This window comes from Bacterioplanoides pacificum (genome assembly GCF_042648445.1).
GTDB lineage: Bacteria > Pseudomonadota > Gammaproteobacteria > Pseudomonadales > Oceanobacteraceae > Bacterioplanoides > Bacterioplanoides pacificum.
Genome location: NZ_JBHRYB010000001.1, coordinates 260678 through 282593 on the forward strand (window position 1 = coordinate 260678; position 21916 = coordinate 282593).

The 21916-nt window shown below is 52.6% G+C and carries 19 protein-coding genes; 9 read left to right on the plus strand and 10 right to left on the minus strand.

Annotated elements, in window-relative coordinates; genetic code table 11:
- Positions 1 to 55: 55 nt before the first annotated feature.
- From ettA to ACFOMG_RS01265, 3 genes are all read left to right on the plus strand, one after another.
- On the plus strand, positions 56 to 1717 hold the full coding sequence (gene ettA / locus ACFOMG_RS01255) for an energy-dependent translational throttle protein EttA (protein ID WP_376864286.1): 1662 nt from the start codon (positions 56 to 58) through the stop codon (positions 1715 to 1717).
- A gap of 219 nt (positions 1718 to 1936) precedes the next feature.
- Positions 1937 to 2290 (plus strand): PilZ domain-containing protein, encoded by a 354-nt coding sequence (locus ACFOMG_RS01260; RefSeq protein ID WP_376864287.1) that lies wholly within the window; start codon positions 1937 to 1939, stop codon positions 2288 to 2290.
- Positions 2291 to 2325: 35 nt separating this feature from the next.
- A complete protein-coding gene (locus ACFOMG_RS01265) occupies positions 2326 to 2982 on the plus strand; it encodes a fumarylacetoacetate hydrolase family protein (RefSeq protein WP_376864288.1) in 657 nt (218 codons plus the stop codon).
- Here the strand turns inward: ACFOMG_RS01265 and ACFOMG_RS01270 are convergent.
- The 4 genes from ACFOMG_RS01270 to ACFOMG_RS01285 all read right to left on the minus strand — a co-directional run bounded on the left by ACFOMG_RS01270 (position 2965) and on the right by ACFOMG_RS01285 (position 6817).
- A complete protein-coding gene (locus tag ACFOMG_RS01270) occupies positions 2965 to 3864 on the minus strand; it encodes an ABC transporter ATP-binding protein (protein WP_376864289.1) in 900 nt (299 codons plus the stop codon). The genes ACFOMG_RS01265 and ACFOMG_RS01270 overlap by 18 nt on opposite strands.
- Positions 3861 to 4664, minus strand: coding sequence for a hypothetical protein (locus ACFOMG_RS01275; RefSeq protein WP_376864290.1), 804 nt, complete (start codon positions 4662 to 4664; stop codon positions 3861 to 3863). Before ACFOMG_RS01275 ends, ACFOMG_RS01270 begins: the two co-directional genes overlap by 4 nt.
- A 109-nt stretch (positions 4665 to 4773) precedes the next feature.
- Complete coding sequence (ssb, locus tag ACFOMG_RS01280) at positions 4774 to 5454, minus strand: single-stranded DNA-binding protein (RefSeq protein ID WP_376864291.1); 681 nt, start codon at positions 5452 to 5454, stop codon at positions 4774 to 4776.
- Complete coding sequence (locus ACFOMG_RS01285) at positions 5438 to 6817, minus strand: MFS transporter (protein WP_376864292.1); 1380 nt, start codon at positions 6815 to 6817, stop codon at positions 5438 to 5440. The genes ssb and ACFOMG_RS01285 overlap by 17 nt, the downstream gene beginning before the upstream one ends.
- 286 nt (positions 6818 to 7103) lie before the next feature.
- On the opposite strand from ACFOMG_RS01285, the gene ACFOMG_RS01290 reads away from it, so the two are divergent.
- The 3 genes from ACFOMG_RS01290 (at position 7104) to ACFOMG_RS01300 (ending at position 11299) form a co-directional block, all read left to right on the plus strand.
- Positions 7104 to 7784, plus strand: a complete 681-nt coding sequence (locus ACFOMG_RS01290) for a LuxR C-terminal-related transcriptional regulator (protein WP_376864293.1) — start codon at positions 7104 to 7106, stop codon at positions 7782 to 7784.
- A gap of 79 nt (positions 7785 to 7863) precedes the next feature.
- Positions 7864 to 10698 (plus strand): excinuclease ABC subunit UvrA, encoded by a 2835-nt coding sequence (gene uvrA / locus ACFOMG_RS01295; RefSeq protein ID WP_376864294.1) that lies wholly within the window; start codon positions 7864 to 7866, stop codon positions 10696 to 10698.
- A 1-nt stretch (position 10699) separates the two neighbouring features.
- The gene (locus ACFOMG_RS01300; RefSeq protein ID WP_376864295.1) at positions 10700 to 11299 is read left to right on the plus strand and encodes a tRNA-uridine aminocarboxypropyltransferase; all 600 of its coding nucleotides are present in this window, start codon (positions 10700 to 10702) and stop codon (positions 11297 to 11299) included.
- Positions 11300 to 11401: 102 nt separating this feature from the next.
- Here the strand turns inward: ACFOMG_RS01300 and ACFOMG_RS01305 are convergent, their stop codons facing one another.
- From ACFOMG_RS01305 to ACFOMG_RS01315, 3 genes are all read right to left on the minus strand, one after another.
- On the minus strand, positions 11402 to 11830 hold the full coding sequence (locus ACFOMG_RS01305; RefSeq protein WP_376864296.1) for a phosphate ABC transporter substrate-binding protein: 429 nt from the start codon (positions 11828 to 11830) through the stop codon (positions 11402 to 11404).
- Positions 11831 to 11841: 11 nt separating this feature from the next.
- The gene (locus ACFOMG_RS01310; protein WP_376864297.1) at positions 11842 to 13035 is read right to left on the minus strand and encodes a porin; all 1194 of its coding nucleotides are present in this window, start codon (positions 13033 to 13035) and stop codon (positions 11842 to 11844) included.
- Between the two features lie 95 nt (positions 13036 to 13130).
- Complete coding sequence (locus ACFOMG_RS01315; RefSeq protein WP_376864298.1) at positions 13131 to 14471, minus strand: adenylate/guanylate cyclase domain-containing protein; 1341 nt, start codon at positions 14469 to 14471, stop codon at positions 13131 to 13133.
- Between the two features lie 122 nt (positions 14472 to 14593).
- Here ACFOMG_RS01315 and ACFOMG_RS01320 point away from each other — a divergent pair, with 122 nt between their 5' ends.
- Together ACFOMG_RS01320 and serB are read left to right on the plus strand one after the other, a co-directional pair.
- Positions 14594 to 14764 (plus strand): hypothetical protein, encoded by a 171-nt coding sequence (locus tag ACFOMG_RS01320; RefSeq protein WP_376864299.1) that lies wholly within the window; start codon positions 14594 to 14596, stop codon positions 14762 to 14764.
- 24 nt (positions 14765 to 14788) lie between these two features.
- A complete protein-coding gene (serB, locus tag ACFOMG_RS01325) occupies positions 14789 to 15997 on the plus strand; it encodes a phosphoserine phosphatase SerB (RefSeq protein ID WP_376864300.1) in 1209 nt (402 codons plus the stop codon).
- Positions 15998 to 16059: 62 nt separating this feature from the next.
- On the opposite strand, the gene ACFOMG_RS01330 is transcribed toward serB, so the two are convergent.
- The 3 genes from ACFOMG_RS01330 to epmB form a co-directional block, all read right to left on the minus strand.
- The gene (locus ACFOMG_RS01330; RefSeq protein ID WP_376864301.1) at positions 16060 to 18150 is read right to left on the minus strand and encodes an EAL domain-containing response regulator; all 2091 of its coding nucleotides are present in this window, start codon (positions 18148 to 18150) and stop codon (positions 16060 to 16062) included.
- A gap of 115 nt (positions 18151 to 18265) precedes the next feature.
- On the minus strand, positions 18266 to 20071 hold the full coding sequence (locus tag ACFOMG_RS01335) for a GTPase (protein WP_376864302.1): 1806 nt from the start codon (positions 20069 to 20071) through the stop codon (positions 18266 to 18268).
- 175 nt (positions 20072 to 20246) lie between these two features.
- Positions 20247 to 21263 (minus strand): EF-P beta-lysylation protein EpmB, encoded by a 1017-nt coding sequence (epmB, locus tag ACFOMG_RS01340; RefSeq protein WP_376864303.1) that lies wholly within the window; start codon positions 21261 to 21263, stop codon positions 20247 to 20249.
- 36 nt (positions 21264 to 21299) lie between these two features.
- On the opposite strand from epmB, the gene efp reads away from it, so the two are divergent.
- A complete protein-coding gene (gene efp / locus ACFOMG_RS01345; RefSeq protein WP_376864304.1) occupies positions 21300 to 21866 on the plus strand; it encodes an elongation factor P in 567 nt (188 codons plus the stop codon).
- Positions 21867 to 21916 lie beyond the last annotated feature (50 nt).

Sequence of the window (21916 nt, forward strand, 5' to 3'; positions counted from 1 at the left end):
TTCCCCTGGCAGGCCTGATACCATACCGGCGATATTCTTTTACAGGTAGGTGGGCATGGCTCAATACGTATTTACCATGAACCGCTTAGGCAAAATTGTGCCGCCTAAGCGTCAGATTCTGCGCGATATTTCGCTGTCTTTTTTCCCCGGTGCCAAAATTGGTGTGCTCGGCCTGAATGGCGCGGGTAAATCCACACTGTTGCGCATTATGGCGGGTGTCGATAGCGACTTTATTGGTGAAGCCCGGCCACAGCCGGATCTGAATATCGGTTACCTGCCGCAGGAGCCGGAGCTGGATCCGGATAAAGACGTTAAAGGCAACGTCGAAGACGGTCTGGCGGAACTGATGAATGCCAAAGCCGAACTGGATGCGGTCTATGCGGCCTACGCTGAGCCGGATGCCGATTTCGATGCGCTGGCGAAAAAGCAGGGGCGGCTGGAAGCGATTATCGAAACCGCCGGTGGTCATGATGTCGACCGTCAGATGGAAATTGCTGCGGATGCGTTGCGACTGCCACCCTGGGATGCCGATGTTAGCAAATTGTCTGGTGGTGAACGTCGCCGGGTGGCCTTGTGCCGTTTGTTGATGTCGAAGCCGGATATGTTGTTGCTCGACGAACCGACCAACCATCTGGATGCGGAGTCGGTTGGCTGGCTGGAGAAGTTCCTGGAAGAATACCCGGGTACTGTGGTGGCGATTACCCACGACCGTTATTTCCTCGATAACTGTGCGGAGTGGATTCTGGAGCTGGATCGTGGCCACGGTATTCCGTATCAGGGCAATTACACCACCTGGCTGGAAGCGAAAGAAAAACGCTTAGAGCAGGAAAAGAAAGAAGAAGATGCGCACGCCAAAGCCATCAAACACGAGCTGGAGTGGGTGCGTAAGGGCGCCAAAGGTCGTCAGGCGAAAAGCAAAGCACGTTTGGCCCGTTTCGAAGAAATGAACTCGCGCGAGTTCCAGGCACGTAACGAAACCAACGAAATCTATATTCCACCGGGTCCGCGCCTGGGTGACAAGGTGATTGAGTTCCATAACGTCAGCAAATCGTTTGGCGACCGGATGCTGATCGATGATCTCAGTTTTAGCGTTCCGGCCGGCGCCATTGTTGGTATTGTCGGTGGTAACGGTGCTGGTAAGTCGACCCTGTTCCGGATGATTAACGGCAGTGAAACCCCGGATGGCGGTGAAGTGGTGCTGGGTGAAACGGTTAAGCTGGCGTTTGTCGAGCAGTTGCGGGATGAACTGGATGACAGCAAAACCGTATGGGAAGCCATCTCAGATGGTATGGATATGCTGAACATCAATGGCAAAGAATATCCAAGCCGTTCGTATATTGGCCGCTTTAACTTTAAAGGTGGCGATCAGCAGAAGCGCGTCGGTGATCTGTCGGGGGGTGAACGTGGCCGTCTGCAGCTGGCGTATACCCTGAAACAGGGTGCAAACGTGTTGCTGCTCGATGAACCGTCCAACGACCTGGACGTCGAAACCCTGCGGGCGCTGGAAGAAGCGATTGATGCTTTCCCGGGTGCGGTGATGGTGGTGTCTCACGATCGCTGGTTCCTGGATCGTATCGCTACCCACATTCTGGCCTACGAAGGCGATTCTAAGGTGACCTTCTTTGAAGGTAACTACAGTGAATATGAAGAAGACCGTAAGAAGCGTCTGGGAAATGATGCGCAGCCAAAGCGGATGAAATATAAGCGTCTGGCTTAACTTTCAGTCGCCTTGGCAGTCAGCAGAATCGCCGGCACATCCCTGTGCTGGCGATTCTGCTGCAAGGCCAGGTTGTTGCTTTAAAAAGCAAGCAACTCTTCCGGCCGTTAATAACCCTTAATTCCTATCATTTATCCCAGCTATCAGATAACAGTCGTTTGCTAAATCCCCTGAATCAGCTAAACCTAAGTCATAAGTATCAGCCAAGAGTTCTCATTCATGGAGCAACGCCACTTTCAGCGCGTCCATTTTTTCAACCGGGTGCAGGTCACTGTGGCCGCTCAGACGCTGGAAACTCATTGCCTGGATATCAGTCTGCGTGGCATTTTGCTGGTGCTGCCGGAAGGGGTTAACTGGCATCTGGAGCAACAGATCGATATTTTGCTGGAGTTATCCGCCGAACAAACCATTGCCATGCAGTGTTCCGTGGTCCATATCGACGACGATGTGGTGGGTTGTGCCTGTGATTCGATGGATCTCGACAGTATGACCAGTCTGCGCCGCTTGCTGGAGTTTAATCTCAGTCCGGAAGCAGTGAACCGCGAGCTGAGTGAACTCATCCGCAACCATTAACGTTATACTGGGGCCTCTGTGATACGAGGTCTGTTATGTTTTTCCCCAGAATTAATGGTCATATCGCCGAGATGCAAATCGGCAAAGTTGTGTGTGTCGGGCGTAATTATGCCGCCCATGCCAAAGAGCTGAATAACCCCATCCCATCACAACCTATCCTGTTTATGAAGCCGGCATCGGCGCTGGTGGACATGGCATTGCCGCTACGTATTCCACAGCATCAGGGCAGTGTGCACCATGAGCTGGAAATTGCCATCCTGATCAATGAATCATTGCATAACGCCAGCGAAGAAGACTGCCGTGCGGCCATTGCCGGTGTTGGCCTGGGGCTGGACCTCACGCTGCGCGATGTGCAGGATCAGCTGAAACAAAAAGGCCACCCGTGGGAACGGGCCAAAGCCTTTGATGGCTCCTGTCCGTTGTCTGCTATGGTCAGTGCTGATCAGATAACGGACTGGCACAACCTGTCGCTGAAGCTGGTGCGTAATGGTGAGCTGCAGCAGGATGGTAACAGCCGCGATATGTTGTTTCCGGTGTTGCCACTGTTGGCGCATATCAGCTCGGTGTTCACACTGGAGCCGGGCGATCTGGTGTTAACCGGAACTCCGGCGGGCGTGGGCCCGTTACACAGCGGTGACCGGCTGGAAGCATCACTGGCTGAGCTGATTCAGGTATCAACCGAGGTCGAATAACTGCTGTTCCAGCGACTGACCATGACTGAGCTGGCGGTAGCGGATGTCCAGTCTGGCCAACAGCTGTAACAGCTGCTGGTCGAGTGCCGGATTGTGCTGCTGGTCGTAATCGATCTGCAGTTGCTCCCGTTGCTGTTTCACCTGACGGACGCCGCTCAGCTGACGGATGGCATCGGGTAGCTGAGCGTGACTTTGCCACAACTGTAAAGTCAGCAGGTTGCTGTGTTGTTGCTGCAGGTTCTGCTGCAGTTGTAACCGTCCCTGATTAAGAAATAACACCTGAGAACAGAGCTTTTCCAGTTCGCTGAGGTTGTGCGAGCTGATAATAAAGCGGGTGTCATCGGCCAGCTGTTCGATACAACGGCGGATGTTCAGGGCATTTTCCGGGTCCAGTCCGGCGGTGGGTTCGTCCAGTAACACCAGTTTGGGTGAGCCAATCAGTGCCTGGGCGATACTGAGGCGTTTTTTCATACCATGGCTGAGCTGCGATGGTAAAACCTTATGCTTATCGGCCAGTCCCATCAGCTCGCATACCCGCTGTGCTTCGGTTAATGCCGGAGCCCGGCTGAAGCCCTGTAAGCGCGCCAGAAATTGCAGCTGCTGCAATAACGCCAGATCAGGGTCGAACAACGCATCCTGCGGTAATGCGCCAATCTGACCACGCAATGCGGCCGAGCCGGGAGCGTGTCCCATGACCCGGATCGTGCCGCTGTCAGCGAACTGGTAACCACAAATAATACTGAACAGCGTGCTTTTACCGGCGCCATTAGGACCGATCAGGGCCACCGGTTGCTGGCTGTGCAATTCGAAGCTGAGCTGGTCGAGCGCGGTCTGGGCAGCAAAACGTTTGCTCAGTTGCTGGCATTCGATTAATGCAGTCACAGTGTTTGCCTCCGTAATGTCAGCCAGCAGCCGCCGCCCAGCACCAGACTCTGCAGAACAGGCCAGAGCAGCAACGACCAGCTTTGTTGTGGCATCTGATTCAGCATGTCAGATAACTGGTTGCCGGGAATCAGGTAGGCCAGATAAGCGGCACCGGGTAACAGCTGGTTCAGCCAGTGCAGCAGGTTATCGCCCAGCAAAAACAGCAACGCGGCAATAAACACGGCATTAAAAACCTTGTTCAGACGCAATGACAGCAACGCCATTAGTAAGATAAAGGGCAGGACAACAATCAGCAGCTGTAGCCAGCAGAGCATTACCAGCAGCAGTTGTTGTGCGATGATCAGAGGATTATCGAGTCGCACTGCGGCCAGCAGGGTCGCTCCCAGGAGGGAAAATAAAATCAGCCCGGCCTGAACCGCCAGCTGACCTGTAACCCGTCCGGATAACAGCTGCAGCCGGCTGCAGCGCAATAATAAAAACCGCAAGCTGCCACGTTGGCGGTCGCTGATAAACAGATCGGCGGCAATAAATAAGGTAAACAGCGGCACCAGATACAGCGCCAGCGCCCAATAAGCTCCGAGTTCCGGCACGGCCCAATAACTGAGATTTTCCAGTCCGAACATATTCAGAATACCGGCGGTATGGCCGGTATTCTGCAGAGCAGCGGCACTTTTTCGTACCGGATACCACAACAGCAATAGCCAGATCAGCAGGCATAACAGGATGCTGAGAGAGCCGGAGCGGCTGTAAAACGGTTTACTGATTTGCTGCTGGGCCAGCAGGAGCCAGGTATTCATGCGGCATCACCGTAGAAATAATTATTGGGGTCGGTGGTTGTTGCTGCTCCACCCCCACCAGGATGGGGGGAGGCAGAGCGTGGCATTGTGATGCGAAAGACGCGGTGACTCAGAACGGAATGTCGTCGTCGAAATCGTCGAAGCTATTGCTTGGCTGAGGCGCTGGCTGCTGTTGTTGCGGTGGTTGTTGTTGCGGCGGTTGCTGTTGCTGATAGCCACCCTGTTGTGGCTGTTGCTGCGGTGCCTGCTGGTAGCCACCCGGAGCAGCCATCGGCTGCTGAGGCGCCTGTTGCTGCTGTGGCGCCTGTTGCTGTTGAGGAGCCTGTTGCTGCGGAGCAGGCTGCTGATAGCCCTGTTGTGCTGCCCCCATCTGACCCATGCCTGCCATCGGCGCATTATTTTGTCCCATCATTTGTGATGGTGACTGGTAACTTTGCGCTGAGCCCATGTTATCGCCACGGCTGTCGAGCATCATCATATCGTTAGCAATGATCTCGGTGGTGTAACGTTTGATGCCGTCTTTTTCCCATTCACGGGTACGCAGCTTTCCTTCGAAGTAGGCTTTGCTGCCCTTTTTCAGGTACTGCTGCACAATTTCGGCCAGTTTGCCGTAGACAGTAATGCGGTGCCATTCGGTTTGTTCAACCTTCTGGCCGGTCTGTTTATCGTTGTAGCTTTCGTCGGTAGCCAGTGACAGGTTGGCTACGGCGTTGCCGTTGGGCATAAAACGAACTTCAGGGTCACGACCCAGAGTACCGATGAGTGTCACTTTATTAACGCTGCGACCCATGTTGTTCTCCGTTTGCAGAATTCACGATGGCTGTTGCCTGTTGCATATCAAAGGCATCAGCACTGACTTTTAAATAAATGGCGCCTTCACTGGCCAGCGGACTGACCTCCGACACCCCGGGTAATGCCATCAGTTGCTGCAGCTGCTGGTCGCTGCATTGACGAATGGCCAGACGGACGCTGGTCAGGTGTTGCGGCGCCTTAGTGCGCCAGATAATAAACGCCCAAAATACCATTAACAGCCCCAGCGCGACAAATAATGACGCACTGCCGTATTGCGCCAGTAACCAGCCCCCGATACTGCCGCCAACAAAGGCGCCGAGAAACTGCATACTGGAATAAATGCCCATGGCACTGCCTTTCGCACCCGCCGGTGCCACCTTGCTGAGCCAGGATGGCAGGCTGGCTTCCATCAGATTGAAGCCCCAGAAGTACAGTAACAGCAGCAGTACCCATTGCCACAGAGTGCTGGCTAATGCCATCAATAACAGAGCTGTGGCGATCACCACGGCCCCCGTCAGTACCACACTTTTCATTTTGCGGCGTTTTTCCGCCACGATAATAAAGGGCACCATTAGCACAAACGCAGCCAACAATACCGGCAGGTACACCCAGCTGTGCTGATCTGCCATCACTCCCTGTTGTTGCAGTTGCAGCGGAATGGCAACAAAAATGGCGACCATCACCGCGTGCAGGATAAAGATGCCGCTGTTCAGCGGCCATAAGGTGCGGTTGCCCAGTTGTTGCCGTACCTCGCTTAATACCGCTCTGGAGTCGCGATGAGGCAGAGGGGCCGGGTTGGGAATCAGCAGCAGGGTGACCACAACGCCGGCCAGCGCCAGTATTGCAGTCAGGGTGAAAATGGCGTTCAGCCCGCCGATCCCGGCCAGCCAGGGGCCCAGCACCAGCGCCAGCGAAAAGGACAGACCGATACTGGCACCGATGGAAGCCATGGCTTTCATCCGGTTTTCTTCACGGGTGAGGTCGGTTACCAGAGCCATGATAGCGCTGGCGATAGCACCTCCCCCCTGTAATGCACGACCTAGAATCACGCCATAAACGGATTCGGCGCTGGCGGCAATCGCACTGCCCAGAGCAAAAATTAATAGCCCGGCCACAATCACCGGCTTACGGCCGATACGGTCGGACAGGCTGCCGGCAGGAATCTGCAGCAGCGCCTGTGTCAGGCCATAAACACCCATTGCCAGACCCAGCAGTTCCGGCGTGGCGCCGGCCAGCTGCTGGCCGTCCAGCATCATCACCGGTAACACCATAAACAGGCCAAGCATACGCAGCGCGTACAGCGAGGCCAGTGAGATCACGGCTCGTTGTTCAGTGGTCGACAGTACTGCCTTGCTAGTCAAATCAGTAATCCAGCTGTGCTCGAAAAAAAGGGGCGTCAGTTTAGCAGCTCGGACCGCATTTGATTAGAGCCGGATGCAATTGCCGACCCGCCTTATGCGACGTGGCCGGGTGATGGTCAGTTTCTGACCATCCTGATTCCAAAGTATGAAAAAATTTTTCCGGACATATAGCATTTTGTTGCAGATTGCGTACACTGATTTGACCTGATTCGGATTGATCAGGGGCATGGAGCAGTTGTGTCGGCAGACATTTGGTTAACGGATAAACATTACAAGGAGTCTTCTTATGGAAAAGACCAATACCCTTCCCGGACGTCGCATCATTCTGTTTGGTCAGCAAAACCTGCAGAACTCAATTCTTATCGGCTTTATCCATCAGCGCACCAATATCGACTGTCAGCTGGTCAATCAGACCCAGTGGCGTGATGACTGGAGCAGCTATCCGTGCAAAACCCTGGCGCTGATCGACGCTGAGTGTGCCCGGCCGGAAAAAATTCAGGAGCTGCTGGAAACCATTTATGAGCAGCCGATGGATATTATGGTGGCCTTCTTTAATACGCCCCAGGGACATGCGATGGAGCGGATGATTGTCTGGCCGATGGTGAATGGCCTGTTTTACCGGGATTCATCCCAGCAGCAGCTGAGTAAAGGCATTCTGGGCATGTTTAACGGTGATTACTGGTTGCCGCGGCCGCTGATGGCACAATATCTGGAGCGTACCCGCCATAAACCACGCCGTATGTCAGCTCATGCCGCATTGCTGACCAAGCGAGAAAAACAGATTCTGAAACTGACCGCGACCGGCGCGACCAACACTGAAATAGCCGAACAGCTGAGTGTCAGCATGCATACAGTAAAAACTCATATTTATAACCTGTTTAAAAAGATTGGTGCCAGCAACCGTATTCAGGCGGTGAACTGGGCGCAGGAAAATATGGACGAGTTGTTGCACGAGATGGCGGAATAAACCCGGCCAGGCTGCTGATACTGCCTGATAGTTAGCATACAATGGCGGACTTTGTTTTAACCAGCAGTGACAGCCATCTATGGATAAGATTCAGGTACGGGGTGCCCGCACCCATAACCTCAGGAATGTCGACCTCGATATTCCGCGCGACAAACTGATCGTTATTACCGGATTAAGCGGTTCCGGTAAATCCTCCCTGGCATTTGATACCCTGTACGCAGAAGGGCAGCGGCGTTATGTCGAATCCTTATCGACCTACGCCCGCCAGTTCTTATCTATGATGGAAAAGCCCGATGTCGACCTGATCGAAGGTTTGTCACCGGCGATTTCGATTGAGCAGAAATCCACCTCCCATAACCCACGCTCCACCGTGGGTACGGTGACGGAAATTTACGACTACCTGCGTTTGTTATTTGCCCGGGTTGGTACCCCGCGTTGCCCTGATCATGATGTGCCGCTGGAAGCACAAACCATCAGCCAGATGGTGGACTCGGTGATGGATCTGCCGCTTGATGGCAAATACATGATTCTGGCGCCGGTGATCCGTGACCGCAAAGGTGAGCACCTGCACGTGTTTGACAGTTTGCGTTCCCAGGGGTTTATCCGGGTGCGTATTGATGGCCTGGTATGTGACCTGGACGATGTCCCGGAACTGGATAAACGTAAAAAACACAGCATTGAAGTGGTGGTGGACCGCTTCAAAGTGAAAGAAGGCATTGAGCAACGTTTATCGGAATCACTGGAAACCTGTATCGAACTCAGTGGTGGTCTGGCGCTGGTGGCGTCTATGGAAGATGACCGCGCTGAGCCGCTGTTGTTTTCTTCACAGTTTTCCTGTCCGCATTGTGGTTATAGTTTATCGGAGCTGGAACCGCGGCTGTTCTCCTTTAATAACCCGGCCGGTGCCTGTCAGAGCTGTGATGGCTTAGGGGTTAAACAATATTTTGATCCACAACTGGTAGTGCTGGACGAAACCCTGACCATTGCTGAAGGAGCCATTCGTGGCTGGGACCGCCGCAGTGTGTATTATTTTCAGATGATCAGCTCGGTTGCTGAGCATTATGGTTTTGATATTGATAAACCCTTCAGCAAACTGGCAAAAAAATACCAGAAAATATTGCTGCAGGGATCTGGCGATGATTCTGTGCGGTTCAGCTATGTGAACTCCCGTGGTGATCAGATTTTTAAGGAGCATCCGTTTGAAGGGGTGTTGCCGAATCTGGAGCGTCGCTACCGGGAAACGGATTCACAGATGGTGCGTGAAGAGTTATCCAAATATCTCAGTGTACAGCCTTGTCCGGCATGTGATGGTTCGCGACTGCGGACCGAGGCACGAAACGTGTTTGTCGGGGAAAAAACCATTCACGCCTGTACCGCGATGCCGGTGGAAGAAGCACACGAATATTTCAGCGCTCTGCATCTGGATGGCCACCGCGGTGAAATTGCCGAAAAAATCCTCAAAGAAATCCGTGAGCGGCTACAGTTTCTGGTGAACGTCGGGCTGGAATATCTGACATTAAACCGAAGCTCCGACACGTTATCCGGTGGTGAGGCACAGCGGATCCGGCTGGCGTCTCAGATTGGTGCCGGGCTGGTAGGGGTGATGTATATCCTTGATGAACCGTCGATCGGTTTACATCAGCGCGATAACGACCGTTTATTAAAAACCCTGTTTCACCTGCGCGACCTGGGCAATACCGTCATTGTGGTCGAACACGATGAAGACGCGATCCGCAGTGCCGATCATCTGATTGATATTGGCCCGGGGGCGGGGGTTCATGGTGGTCAGGTGATTGCTCAGGGCACACCGAACCAGGTGATTAAAAATAAAGCGTCGGTTACCGGCCAGTATTTATCCGGTAAAAAAGCGATTGCCGTACCGCCGCAGCGGACTCCCTATGATGCCGCCAGGGTACTGACCTTAACCGGTGCCAAAGGCAATAATCTCAACGATGTCGATCTGACAATTCCGTTAGGTTTAATGACCTGTGTGACCGGTGTTTCCGGTTCCGGAAAATCGACTCTGATTAACCGTACCTTATACCCGCTAGCCGCTACTGCACTGAACGGCGCCACGACATTAAAAGCAGCGGAACACGACACCATCGAAGGGTTAAAGCAGCTGGATAAGGTGGTGGATATTGACCAGAGTCCGATTGGTCGTACCCCTCGTTCTAATCCGGCCACATACACAGGTATTTTTACGCCGGTGCGGGAACTCTTTGCCGGTACTCAGGAAGCCCGTTCACGGGGTTATAAGGCCGGGCGTTTTTCTTTTAATGTGAAAGGAGGACGTTGTGAAGCCTGTCAGGGCGATGGTGTGATTAAGGTCGAGATGCATTTCCTGGCCGATATTTATGTTCCCTGCGATGTGTGTAAGGGCAAACGTTATAACCGTGAAACACTGGATATTCGTTACAAGGGTAAAAATATTCACGAAGTGCTGGAAATGACGGTGGAAGATGCGCGCACATTTTTTGATGCCATTCCGGCGGTGGCGCGTAAATTACAGACCTTAATGGACGTTGGCCTGAGCTACATTAAGTTAGGGCAGGCGGCCACAACGTTATCCGGTGGCGAAGCTCAGCGGGTAAAACTGGCGAAAGAATTATCCAAACGTGATACCGGTTCAACGCTGTATATTCTGGATGAACCCACCACCGGATTACATTTCCATGATATTGAACAGCTGCTGGCGGTGTTGCACCGGCTGCGCGATCACGGTAATACCATTGTGGTGATCGAGCATAATCTGGATGTTATTAAAACCGCTGACTGGATAGTTGACCTCGGTCCGGAGGGGGGCTCCAAAGGAGGTTATATTATTGCTGAAGGTACACCGGAGCAGGTAGTAAAAGAAAAATCGTCACACACCGGGCATTTTCTTAAACCATTGCTGAAAGCTGCCAAATAATATGCCAGCGGGTTCGCCAAAACGTGTGCTGTGCCAGGGATGTGGCAGGCCGCAGCGGGTGTGTTTGTGTCAGGCGCTGGTAGCGGTTCATGCGGATATTGAATTGATTATCTGGCAGGACCCTACGGAAGCAAAACACAAGTTGTCGACTGCCCCCTTATTACATAAAAGCCTGCCTAACAGTCAGTTACTGGTAGGTGAACGGTTCAGTTATGAGCAGATTTTTGCAGCGACGGAACCGGCACATTGTGCCTTGTTATATCCACTGGAGGCGGGGCAACCGGTTTCAGTGGCGAGCCGTCATAAAGTAACCAAACTGTTGCTGCTGGATGGTACCTGGAAAAAAGTACGACGGCTGTTGCACCTTAATCCCTGGTTACGGGAATTGCCGTTTGTGCGTCTGGCTCCGCAATCTGTCAGTCGCTATGCCATTCGTAAATCACCCCGTGAGGATGGTTTATCGACCATTGAAGCCGGGGTAGCGGCACTGTCCTGGCTGGACACAGGGCAGGATTATTCAGTGATTCTCGGGGTGCTAGAGCGACTGGTGGAATTGCAACAACAACATACACCGGAAAACCGGCGTTATCGCCGTTCCTGAAGGTATATCGGTTGGAATTCACGGAAGGCTGAAGAAAAAGTATTTCTCTGCCGGGCGGCAGAGAAATACCGGAGTGCTGCAGGAGATCTGAAATGAGTCAGATCAGAACTTATAAACCACTTTGACGGATCCATCGACAACAGCACTGTCGACGTAACCAATCAGATTCGGGTTGTTGGCCACCAGGTTTTTGACCGCTGCATCATCACCGGATTCTTTGGGTGGTGTGCCTTTGCCGGTAAAAATCAGCCGCGACCAGTAAGCTTTTAACTGGCTGGAACTTTTGCCTAATACTGTGCTGCTGAACGCTTCGCGACTATCGGAGCCGGCGGTTTGATCAACCGGCACAGCCTGGCTGCCATCCGGGAAGGTTTTACTTTTGCCGAGGAAAACCCGGGCGATGGTGTCCTGATCCAGATTGCCATTGGCATTACTGGCACTGACGATGACAGCGATCTCTGCCTGCGCCAGACCCGCAATCAGAACAGAAGATAATGTCAGCGCCTTAAGGATATTGTTGAATATTTTCATTACAGCGCTCCTTAAAAGACTAAGCTTAAGCCGACATTGTACAGTACACCTGACTCTTCTGTCAGAGAGAGATTACGGGCTCCATTGATATCCGCCGGGTTAGAGGCGATAGCCGCGAGGCGTTTATCCGAGCTTTTATCGGTCAGGTGCTGTACCTCAAACTTAATGGTGGCGGCGCTGTCATAATCGTATCGCAGACCGAGGATAATGCTGTCGTTTTCACTTTCCGTAAAGCTCTGGGCGATGCCGGTAGCGCCGGATTTCAGCTGATCTTCGCTGTGGGCATAGGTCAGGTGTAAGGCGGTGGCTGCGGTAATGCGTTGCGAAGCACCAACCATCCAGGCGTCGTCGTCGTTCAGTAAAGCTGAATCGTGACGTAATGCGGTGTATTCCGCCAGTAGTGCGGTGTCGCCATTATCCCAGCTGAGAGACGCCTGATAAAAATTGGATGTTTCGCCGTCCGGCACAAATTCTGAGGTGATATCGGTGCCGTTCGCCATGTCGTAACCCGTTGCCAGAGCAATTAACTGATCGAGTGCCCGGTCGCCCGTGGGGTCGAGTCCGTTAATATAAAAGTCGGCTTTGTGGTAGCTGATACGGCTGCCGAAATTGTCGTAGTTCAGGCTGACGACGGCACCACCGGCGCGGCGTAACTCCATTTCATAGCTGTCGCCAGACAGAGTGAAGTCATCGTTGTAACGGCCGGCGTAAATTTGTACCGAGCCATCCAGAGAACCGGCACTGAAACGGTGAGTCATATCCACACCGGTTATCGAGGACATATCGTTCAGTCGGTAAACCACCGATGGCGGGCTGACCCAGTTAAAGGCGTAACCGACTTCAAGGAAGTCGGAATAATGGAAAAAGGGAGTTCTTAAGCGTCCCGCCCGCAGATCGGTGTTTTCACTGGCGGCATAAGTAATATAAGCCCAGGCGGCTTCGGTCTGATATCGTTCTGAACCGCGGGAAATCAGCTGCACCGTTGCGGAGGTGGTATCATTGACCTGTTGTGATAACTGCAGACCTACCAGAGTTCCCTGATCGAAGTTAACTCCATCTTCATAGCCTGTGACACCAACATCCTTGTTGTCGAGATAACCGGCGGTCACATTCATAAAACCATTGATATTAAGATCCCCGGCAACGGCAAGCTGACTGCTGGCCAGCAATATTGCCGTGGCTAAAGAACGTTTGCGACTTACCATGAAATAACCCCTTACTTGGTTCGGTTTAATAAAAGCTTAGTAAAGGGCCAAAATAGTGCAAACAATAAATAAGCGATTAGTTATGTGGTTTCGCTTCAGGCCTGCTCGGTCATGGCTGTGATGTGTTTAATCTGGCGCGCAATTAAGGACTGATTTTTTTCCGGTAACTGATTCAGCCAGTAGCTGAGTTGTTCGTTGCCACTCAGGTCGCTGATTGCCGGGCCGTCCTGCCAGTGAATATCGTTGTGGTTGCCGATCTGGTCGATAATGGCCTGGCTGGCTAATAAGCGCCGTTCTTCACCATTTTGTGCCAGTTGGCTGGCCCAGTGGATGGTATCACCAATCAGGTTGCCCTGAATGTTCTGGCCATCGTGAATCGGTGCCAGCAATACCGGTCCGAAGTGAGCAGCAATCCGGAATTCCAGTGGTAATAACCGGCTGTCGTGCTCGCGCAGATGATCGACCAGACCGAGAAATAATATGGCGGCATATAAACTGTGTAAGGCATCCTGAGAGTCAGATGAAGGCAGGCCAAATAACATCACAATGCCATCCCCCTGAAAGCGGTCGAGCTTGCCGTTATACAGTTTGGCGGCCTGGCTGAGCAGATAATGATACTGGTTCAGCAGTTGTGACAGTTCGTTGGCAGACAACCGTGACTGCAATATTTCCAGCTCCTGAATTTCGATATAAAGCAGTGCGCAGTTGTGGTAGCGGAATTTGTCTGCCGGGTCATGCAGCGGTTCATTGCTGATGAACTGATCGAGTGCCTGTTCCAGAGAGCGTCTTTGTTGCTCGGCGGCCGACATCTGTTCCAGTACCTGATAAAGCGCCCGGAAGTCCGGGATGAGAGGTTCGGTGAGAGTCAGCTGATCACCATGCTGCCAGCGTTGCAGCCGGGTTGATAACTCACGGATAAAGCGCAATACCCGTTCACACAGGTAATAGGCCAGCCAGGCACCGAGTAGCGCCAGCAACGAACTGACAAACAGGCTGATGGCGAGGTAACGCCGGGCTGCTGCGGAAACCGCCGAAAGATCAATGCTGGCCTGCAGCATACCTACGGCGAGATCATCCTGAGTAATGGCCTGAGTCATAATATCCCGGGCCCGGGACATGCGTCCGGTTTCGGCGACCACCTGCTGATCGTTGTTGAGAATACGGACGGCGGGTACTGAGGCATCGAGTTGCCATTCATTCAGGGTCAGATTCAGGCTGACTCTGTCTTCATTAAGAATACTGGGGGCCAGTGTTAACGCCAGGCGCTGCAGCTGCAGACGGATATGTTCACGACCGTTGTGTTCGCCCTGTTGCAGCTGATGCTGGTAGGTCAGCAGGCCGACGGTGACCCCGGTCAACAGGATAAAGAACGCAGCCAATAAGCCACAGGCTTGACTCAGGTTCAGCTTTTGCCAGATCACACTGGAATTCGACATGCTATTACTCAAACAATTCTCTTCTTTGATGCTATTATATGCGCCGCCTGACGTAACGCCAGCGGCTGAACAGTCGTCAGCGTGCAGTATTTTGACCAATTATTTGATGATGGGGATTCACCATGAGTGATGTGAAACAGTCTCTGCAAGAGAAACTGGAACAACTGGAGAAAGGCCTGTTCCTGATGAGCCTGGATCGTGTACGTGCGTTATCAGTACATGAAACCGTGGACCTGATTGAAGAACTGCGTGGCGTGGTAGCGGCTGCTAAAGCGGACGCAGACAAACTGTAATTGGTCGAAGCAAAGGGTTTTTCCGTGACTGAACTGGTTCTAATCCGTGTGACTGGGGCCGATAAGCCCGGGTTAACCGCTAACATCAGCGCCATTCTGGCGCAGTATGATGTGACCATCCTTGATATTGGCCAGGCCGAAATTCACGATACATTAACATTGGGAATTCTGGCCGCCATCCCAGACCGGGCTGAATCGGCTCCGGTTCTGAAAGACGTATTGTTTAAGGCTCATGAACTGGGGCTGTCGGTACGTTTCACTCCTGTAACTCCGGAAAGTTACGAAAACTGGGTAGCCGGACAGGGCAAATCCCGGCATATCGTTACCTTGCTGGCACGCACCATCGAAGCCAAAGCCATTGCCGCGATCACCGCTATTGTGGCCGAGCATGGCCTGAATATCGATCAGATCAATCGTTTGTCCGGCCGCGTACCGCTGGCTCAGAATGAAGAAAATACCCGCGCCTGTGTGGAATTTTCAGTTCGTGGTGAAGCGGACCAGAGTGCCATGCGAGCACAGTTTCTGCAGGCAGCCAACGACCTGGGAGTGGATATCGCCTTTCAGGAAGATGATAAATACCGTCGCAGCCGTCGTTTGGTGGCGTTCGATATGGACTCCACTCTGATTGAAGCGGAAGTGATTGATGAGCTGGCTGCTGCTGCCGGAGTCGGCCAGCAGGTGGCCGAAATTACGGAACGGGCGATGTTGGGCGAACTCGATTTTAATCAGAGTTTCGAACAACGTGTTGCTTTGCTGAAAGGCCTTAACGGTGATGTGTTGCAGGGCATTGCGGAACGTTTGCCTGTGACGGAAGGGGCGGAGCGTCTGATCCGCAACCTGAAAGCACTGGGGTATAAAACGGCTATCCTGTCTGGCGGCTTTAATTATTTTGGCCGTTATTTACAGCAAAAACTGGGCATCGATTATGTCTATGCCAATGAGCTGGAAATGGAAAAGGGAATTGTTACCGGACGGGTGACCGGCAAAGTGGTTAACGGTGAACGCAAAGCTGAGCTGCTGCGTGAACTGGCTGCTCAGGAAGATATCACTCTGGAGCAAACCATTGCGGTAGGGGATGGTGCTAACGACCTGCCGATGTTAAGCATCGCCGGTTTGGGTATTGCTTTCCGCGCTAAACCTCTGGTGAGGGAAAATGCCAAAAATGCCATTACCACGCTGGGTCTGGACGGCATTTTGTATTTGCTGGGTTATCGCGATCGCGATATCGGTTAACGGCGCAGTGATGCTGATAACAAGCCCCGGGTCGCCAGACTGCGGGGCTTTTTTTTGTGGCGTTATTCGTCGGTAAAGTCGAAGACCATACCGGACTGAGGTGCCTGAACATAATGGCCCTGAATAAAGTGAGCACCCATTTGCCACAGGCTGGCGACCGATGAGGCGCTTTCTACCAACGGTACAATGGTGCGTTTTTCTTCTTCATGCAGCTGCGCCAGCATTTCTTTCAGGTGTTTCTGGGCATCGCTGTTCTGGCTCAGTTCGCGGGTAAATGAACCGTCGATTTTAACGTATTCCACTTCCAGGTGTTGTAACGCATGGAACGGATTCAGGGCACAACCAAAGCGTGACAGAGCCGTAGGAATACCACGTTCCAGCAAGCTGTGGGTAAAGTCCTGACATTGTTTCAGCGTCCGTCCGGCGTCTTCTTCGTTAAACTGGAAGATGGCTGCACCTTTCGGCAGTTTGGCGGCATTCAGTGCAACGCCAATCCAGTTAGCCAGGCTATCATCGGCCAGTGACGCAGCCGACAGGTTAATAAACATCCGCGTATTGTGACCTTTGGAGCGATGTTCACTGAGCAGTTTGGTGGTGTGCAGAATAACCCAGCGGTCGATTTTTCGTTTCAGGTCGTCGCTGATTTCAGTTGAGTTAAGGAACTCGCCGGCAGAAATATCGTCGCCGTTGTCCTGAGGTAAACGCAACAGGGTTTCGTAATGTTCGGTTTCGTCACCCCGCAGGTTAATCAGTGGCTGGAATAACAAGCGGAAGCGGTTGCCTTTCAGTGCGTCTTTCAGCTGTTGTTCCAGCTGGAGGCTGTTATCTTCATCTTCGGCTTCTTTCGGCAGATACAGGTGAACGCCGTTACCGCGCTCGTGCCCTTCCTGCTTACGTACATCATCCGCAGCATGGTGTGCCTGCTGCAGAATATCTTCCGGCCGCGAGCTGTTTTCAGTAATCAGCGCGATACCGATACTGGATGTGACTGTGATGGTGCGTTTATTCGCCTCAATCAGCATCTTCTCAATGTGTGCGCGCAGCTGTTCGGCTCGCTGTAACGCATGTTCGGCATCAATACCCATCAGAATAAAGGCAAAAATATCTTCGCCGATGCGTGCCAGCCGGGCGTTGTCTGGCACCTGTTTACGCAAAGCGTCGGCCAGAGTGGTGATGACGGTATCCGAATGATTGATACCAATTTCACTTTTCACCTTATTAAACTGGTCGATGTTGATATAAAACACCGCGCCGGTTGCGCCTTTGATCACGGCGCTGTCGACGGCGTGTTCCAGCTGTTCATTAAAGAAGCTTTTGTTATACAGGTGGGTCAGCATGTCGTGGCTGCGCACTTCCTGTAATTTTGCTTCCAGTTCCCGGCTGTTGGACTGGCCACGAATCACCACCTGGGTGCACTGTTCCTCGGCGTAGGTCGCCGGAGTAAATTGCATGGTCATGGCAAAATCGGCGCCACTACCATCAACTCCGGTCAGGTTCAGTTCGCCGGACTGTTGTGACTGTTCGTATTTTTTCAGGAAGGCTTTGAATTCTTTCTGAGCGTTGACGTGCACCATATCCATGATGGGCATGCCTTCCAGTTCTTCAGCCGACTGGTAGCCAAATAGTTCGAGGTAAGCATCGTTCGCGTAAACGTGCATGCCGTCGTGAATATAGGCGACCGCATCTTTGGAGCTAGCCAATAATGCCTGGCTGCGCTTTTCCGCTTCGCGCAGCTTAACCTCAAGCAGCCGTTTTTCACGGCGATTGTGCAGATGCTTCAGTTCACGCTGAATCACCATCAGCATGACATTGGTTTCTTCCAGTGGAACGACGCTGGATGCGCCTTTTTTGAAGGCCGCTTCGAAGGTAATGGCATCCAGATCTTCATGGGTCACCAGAATTAACGGCAGGTCTTTATTAAGACGCTGAATCTGCTTTTGCAGCTCAGTCCAGTCGATTTCGTTGGCCTGAGGCTGGGTAATCACCAGATCCCAGGACTTCTCCTGCAGCTGCTCGACGAAGTCCGCCAGAGAAGTAATCTGATGTGCACGGGTTGCATTACCTGAATTGCGTAACATGCTGACGATGTTTTCAGCGTGGTTATCAGTTTCAGTTAGCAGCAGCAGGTGCAGTGTTTCTCTGTTTACGGACATACCGGGCTCGGAAAATTTAAAAGACACGATTATAAATATCGCGGGGCAAAAAAAAATGTCCGAATCAGGCCTAATTAGTCAGTAACTGACATAACTCGTCATTTTTTACGTCCTTTTACAGCTTATTCCAGATAGAGTCAAAGTCGTCGTCGATACTCGTTGGTGTGCTCTGCAGATTGGTGTGGCGTTGCTGGGCGCCACCGGTGGCCCGAAACTGGAACTGGCCAAAGCTGCTGGTTGAGGCCAGACGTTTGGTCAGCTGATAACGACCCTGCTCCGTTTCAAACATAAGCTCAATTTTATTGCCGGTACGGAACGGCATACGGGGTAATAACAAGGTGGCTGGCTGGGCAATCGCTTTAATCGCCGGCAATAACAATGCCCGCATCAGAGGGCCGTTGCTGCCGGTTTTTTGCAACAGCCGGGCCGCGCCGATTTCTGCTTTTGGGGCCAGCAATTCGATGCCCAGCTGGGTGCCTTCGTTGCGCAGATGGCGAATCCAGCGAATCACACCAATGGACCAGTGGCGGATACCACCTTCCTGAATACCAATCAGTTCTCCGGCCTGAATGCTGGGTGGCACATTGCCATTCCAGTGCAGGCAATAGCCTCCCGGGCTGCTGTTAATCAGGTCTACCTCATGAGAGGGGTATTTAATTTGTTGTTCGCCGTCGTCATCGTCCTTTTTGTGTTTGTTAATAAACTCAATGGCGTCGATGTTCATGGTGGGGTTGTCGGCGATGCGGGAACCACCGGCGTCAAAGGCGTTAGCCCAGACATCGTCGGTGCTGGTTTTACCGGTATCCGGTTGTGTTGCATCCCCCTCCACCGCTTTCGGCTTCAGGCGCGCCAGCATCAGCTCGAAGTCGGTCATGCCACCGCTGTAATAATGGGTCGCAGACAGGCCGATGCAGAGCCGGATCTTTCCGTCGCTGGGGCTGCGGCGGAATGAGCGCTGCCAGTGGATGCCCCACGATTGAATGGCATGGGACAGCAGGTTGTCGCTCAGTTTGCCCGGTACGGTAATTTTATGGCTGCCGCCTGGGTTCGCTGCCCACAGCTTCAGTGCTTTTACCAGTTCTTCGGTGTTGAGGCTGCGGAATAATGGCTTCTGGGCATCACGCAGGTGCTGACGGTATTGTCCGGGGCGGTCACGGTGCAGGTTGATGATAAACAGCGCACTTTCATCGTCGGCGTCGGTCAGGCTGACATATTCGGCCCACAGCTCACTGGCATCGTACAGCTGCGCCAGATCCTGCTGGCGCAGATTATTCGGCTTGGCGGTGCCGAGTAAATGAGCCCGGACAAACACATCTTTGATGGTGGAACTGGATAAAAACCGGGTTTGACGATCACTGACCTGGTACGCCGTCAGGCCGTTCATTTCGGCCAGCAGCAACAGCTGGTTTACTTCCAGCCAGGCGTGTTCCGGTGGCTGACAATACAGCTGAAAGGCCCGAAGTATGGTCTGACTGGTATCTGCAATGGCGCGATGAATCGCCAGGGTGACAATTTTTGAGGGTTTATCGGCTGCGCTCAGCCGCGCGATGCTGTGTGCCACCACCAGTTTGTAACCGGTGGCCAGGTGGCCTTGCAACGCCTGGCTGAGATTGGCAATTTTCAGTTGCTTTTCGTTCAGCGAAATCGATGACTGCAGGAAATGTTTGTTCAGTAAAGTGCAGATGGAGTAGATGTAAGGACGGATCACTTCCAGCACTTTAAAACGTAATAACGGGTCGGTATCCCACTGATTCAGTTCACGAATCGCATGATATAAACGACGAGCGGACTCACCGGTATTCGCCATAGGCAGTTCTTTAGCCCAGCGGGTGATACCTTCAACGTTTCCGGCACAAATCGTTGGCTGAGCCAGCGGAGTGGCCGGAATATGTAGTTTGATTGGCGCTTTCGGGCTGTCCATGCGTTCCTACTATTGGTTATAAAACAAACAATTAACCGATAATCTGCTGCGTACAGTTAAACCCCAGTATAGCCAATTTGCCTTAAGTGCATGTGAGCATTGACAAAAGATTGCGGCGTATCGGGTAAAAGAGTGTAAAACCGTCGCGGATTCCTTTCCCAGGCAGCTTTTCCGCTCAGCTTGGCAGCAGGGTTTTGTGGCGTTTGCCACCTTCCTCCCGAACCAGTCGCGGAATCAGGTAACCGGGCAATATTTGCTGTAATTGTTGGTGCAAATGCCGGGCCTGGGATTCCGGCACATCATAGTGGGCTGCCCCTTTGACCGGATCCAGTAGGTGAAGGTAATAAGGGACTATGCCAAATTCAAACAGTTGTTTGTTTAACTCAGACAAATCTCTGAGTGAATCATTCACTTGTTTCAGCAACACCGCCTGGTTCAGCAAAACTACGCCACTGTGCTGCAGTTGTTTAAAACGGAACAGGTCGTTTTCTGACAACTCGTTGGCGTGATTGATATGTAATACACAACTAACGGCTAACCGGCTGTCCGCCAGCATATGGCAAAGTGCGGTGGTAATTCGCTGCGGAATCACTACCGGCAGGCGGCTGTGAATGCGTAACCGGCGCACATGAGGAATGGCTTCAATCTGTTGCAGCAGTTGTTGCAGGTGCTCGTCCTGCAGCATCAGGGGATCACCGCCGCTGAGAATGACTTCTTCGATGCTGTTATCGTTGCGGATGTAGTCCAGTGCCTGTTGCCATTGTTTGCGGCTGAGACGGTTGTCCTGATAAGGAAAGTGGCGACGAAAGCAGTAGCGGCAGTTGACCGCGCAACCCGAAGCTGCCAGCAGCAACACCCGGCCATGGTACTTGTGGATAATTCCCTGCTGGATATTGGCGTGTTTTTCAGCCAGTGGATCAGTGATGTAACCAGTGACTTCCAGCGTCTCTGCCTGTTGCGGCAGTACCTGTAGCAGCAGTGGGTCCTGAGGGTTACCTTTTTGCATACGGTCTGCGAACGGGCGGGGCACCAGCAACGGGAAATCGCGGCAGGCCTGCTCGCTCAGCTCAACATCCGCCGGCTGCAGATTGAGGTAATGCAGCAGCTCACTGGCCTGACGGAATGAACCGGCCAGCAGCTGACGCCAATCTTGTGGCTCTACAGCGTCGCTGGTTCGGGTTATGATAGACACTTTGATACGAATTCCTACAAGTAATCAGGTTTTAACATGGCGAATTATTCTACCAACGAATTTAAATCAGGTCTTAAGGTGATGCTGGACGGTGATCCGTGCTCTATCGTAGAGAACGAATACGTTAAGCCCGGTAAAGGACAGGCATTTAACCGGGTTAAACTGCGCAACCTGAAAAACGGCCGGGTCTGGGAACGTACTTTCAAATCCGGTGAATCGCTGGAAGGCGCGGATGTGATGGAATACGACATGGAATACCTGTACACCGATGGTGAATTCTGGCATTTCATGGCGAAAGACGGCTCGTTTGAGCAACACGGCGCGTCTGAAGAAGCGTTGGGTGATACCGTCAAATGGCTGAAAGAGCAGGAGACCTATGTGGTGACCCTGTTTAACGGTGCGGTGTTGACCGTTGCACCACCTAACTTTGTTGAACTGGAAGTGACTGAAACCGATCCGGGCCTGAAGGGCGATACCGCCAATGGTGGCTCTAAGCCAGCGACACTGAGCACCGGTGCGGTGGTCAAAGTACCGCTGTTTATTAACATTGGTGAAGTACTGCGGATCGATACCCGTACCGGCGATTACGTCGGTCGTGCGTAACCGATAAGCCATTTAAGCATTCGATTTTCAGGGAGCGTTCGCGCTCCCTT

Excerpts from the sequence above, each read along its gene's own strand:
- ettA (WP_376864286.1), top strand. The coding sequence starts at position 56 with ATGGCTCAATACGTATTTACCATGAACCGCTTAGGCAAAATTGTGCCG.
- ACFOMG_RS01260 (WP_376864287.1), top strand. The coding sequence starts at position 1,937 with ATGGAGCAACGCCACTTTCAGCGCGTCCATTTTTTCAACCGGGTGCAG.
- ACFOMG_RS01265 (WP_376864288.1), top strand. The coding sequence starts at position 2,326 with ATGTTTTTCCCCAGAATTAATGGTCATATCGCCGAGATGCAAATCGGC.
- ACFOMG_RS01275 (WP_376864290.1), bottom strand. The coding sequence starts at position 4,664 with ATGAATACCTGGCTCCTGCTGGCCCAGCAGCAAATCAGTAAACCGTTT.
- ssb (WP_376864291.1), bottom strand. The coding sequence starts at position 5,454 with ATGGGTCGCAGCGTTAATAAAGTGACACTCATCGGTACTCTGGGTCGT.
- ACFOMG_RS01290 (WP_376864293.1), top strand. The coding sequence starts at position 7,104 with ATGGAAAAGACCAATACCCTTCCCGGACGTCGCATCATTCTGTTTGGT.
- uvrA (WP_376864294.1), top strand. The coding sequence starts at position 7,864 with ATGGATAAGATTCAGGTACGGGGTGCCCGCACCCATAACCTCAGGAAT.
- ACFOMG_RS01300 (WP_376864295.1), top strand. The coding sequence starts at position 10,700 with ATGCCAGCGGGTTCGCCAAAACGTGTGCTGTGCCAGGGATGTGGCAGG.
- ACFOMG_RS01305 (WP_376864296.1), bottom strand. The coding sequence starts at position 11,830 with ATGAAAATATTCAACAATATCCTTAAGGCGCTGACATTATCTTCTGTT.
- ACFOMG_RS01310 (WP_376864297.1), bottom strand. The coding sequence starts at position 13,035 with ATGGTAAGTCGCAAACGTTCTTTAGCCACGGCAATATTGCTGGCCAGC.
- ACFOMG_RS01315 (WP_376864298.1), bottom strand. The coding sequence starts at position 14,471 with ATGTCGAATTCCAGTGTGATCTGGCAAAAGCTGAACCTGAGTCAAGCC.
- ACFOMG_RS01320 (WP_376864299.1), top strand. The coding sequence starts at position 14,594 with ATGAGTGATGTGAAACAGTCTCTGCAAGAGAAACTGGAACAACTGGAG.
- ACFOMG_RS01330 (WP_376864301.1), bottom strand. The coding sequence starts at position 18,150 with ATGTCCGTAAACAGAGAAACACTGCACCTGCTGCTGCTAACTGAAACT.
- ACFOMG_RS01335 (WP_376864302.1), bottom strand. The coding sequence starts at position 20,071 with ATGGACAGCCCGAAAGCGCCAATCAAACTACATATTCCGGCCACTCCG.
- efp (WP_376864304.1), top strand. The coding sequence starts at position 21,300 with ATGGCGAATTATTCTACCAACGAATTTAAATCAGGTCTTAAGGTGATG.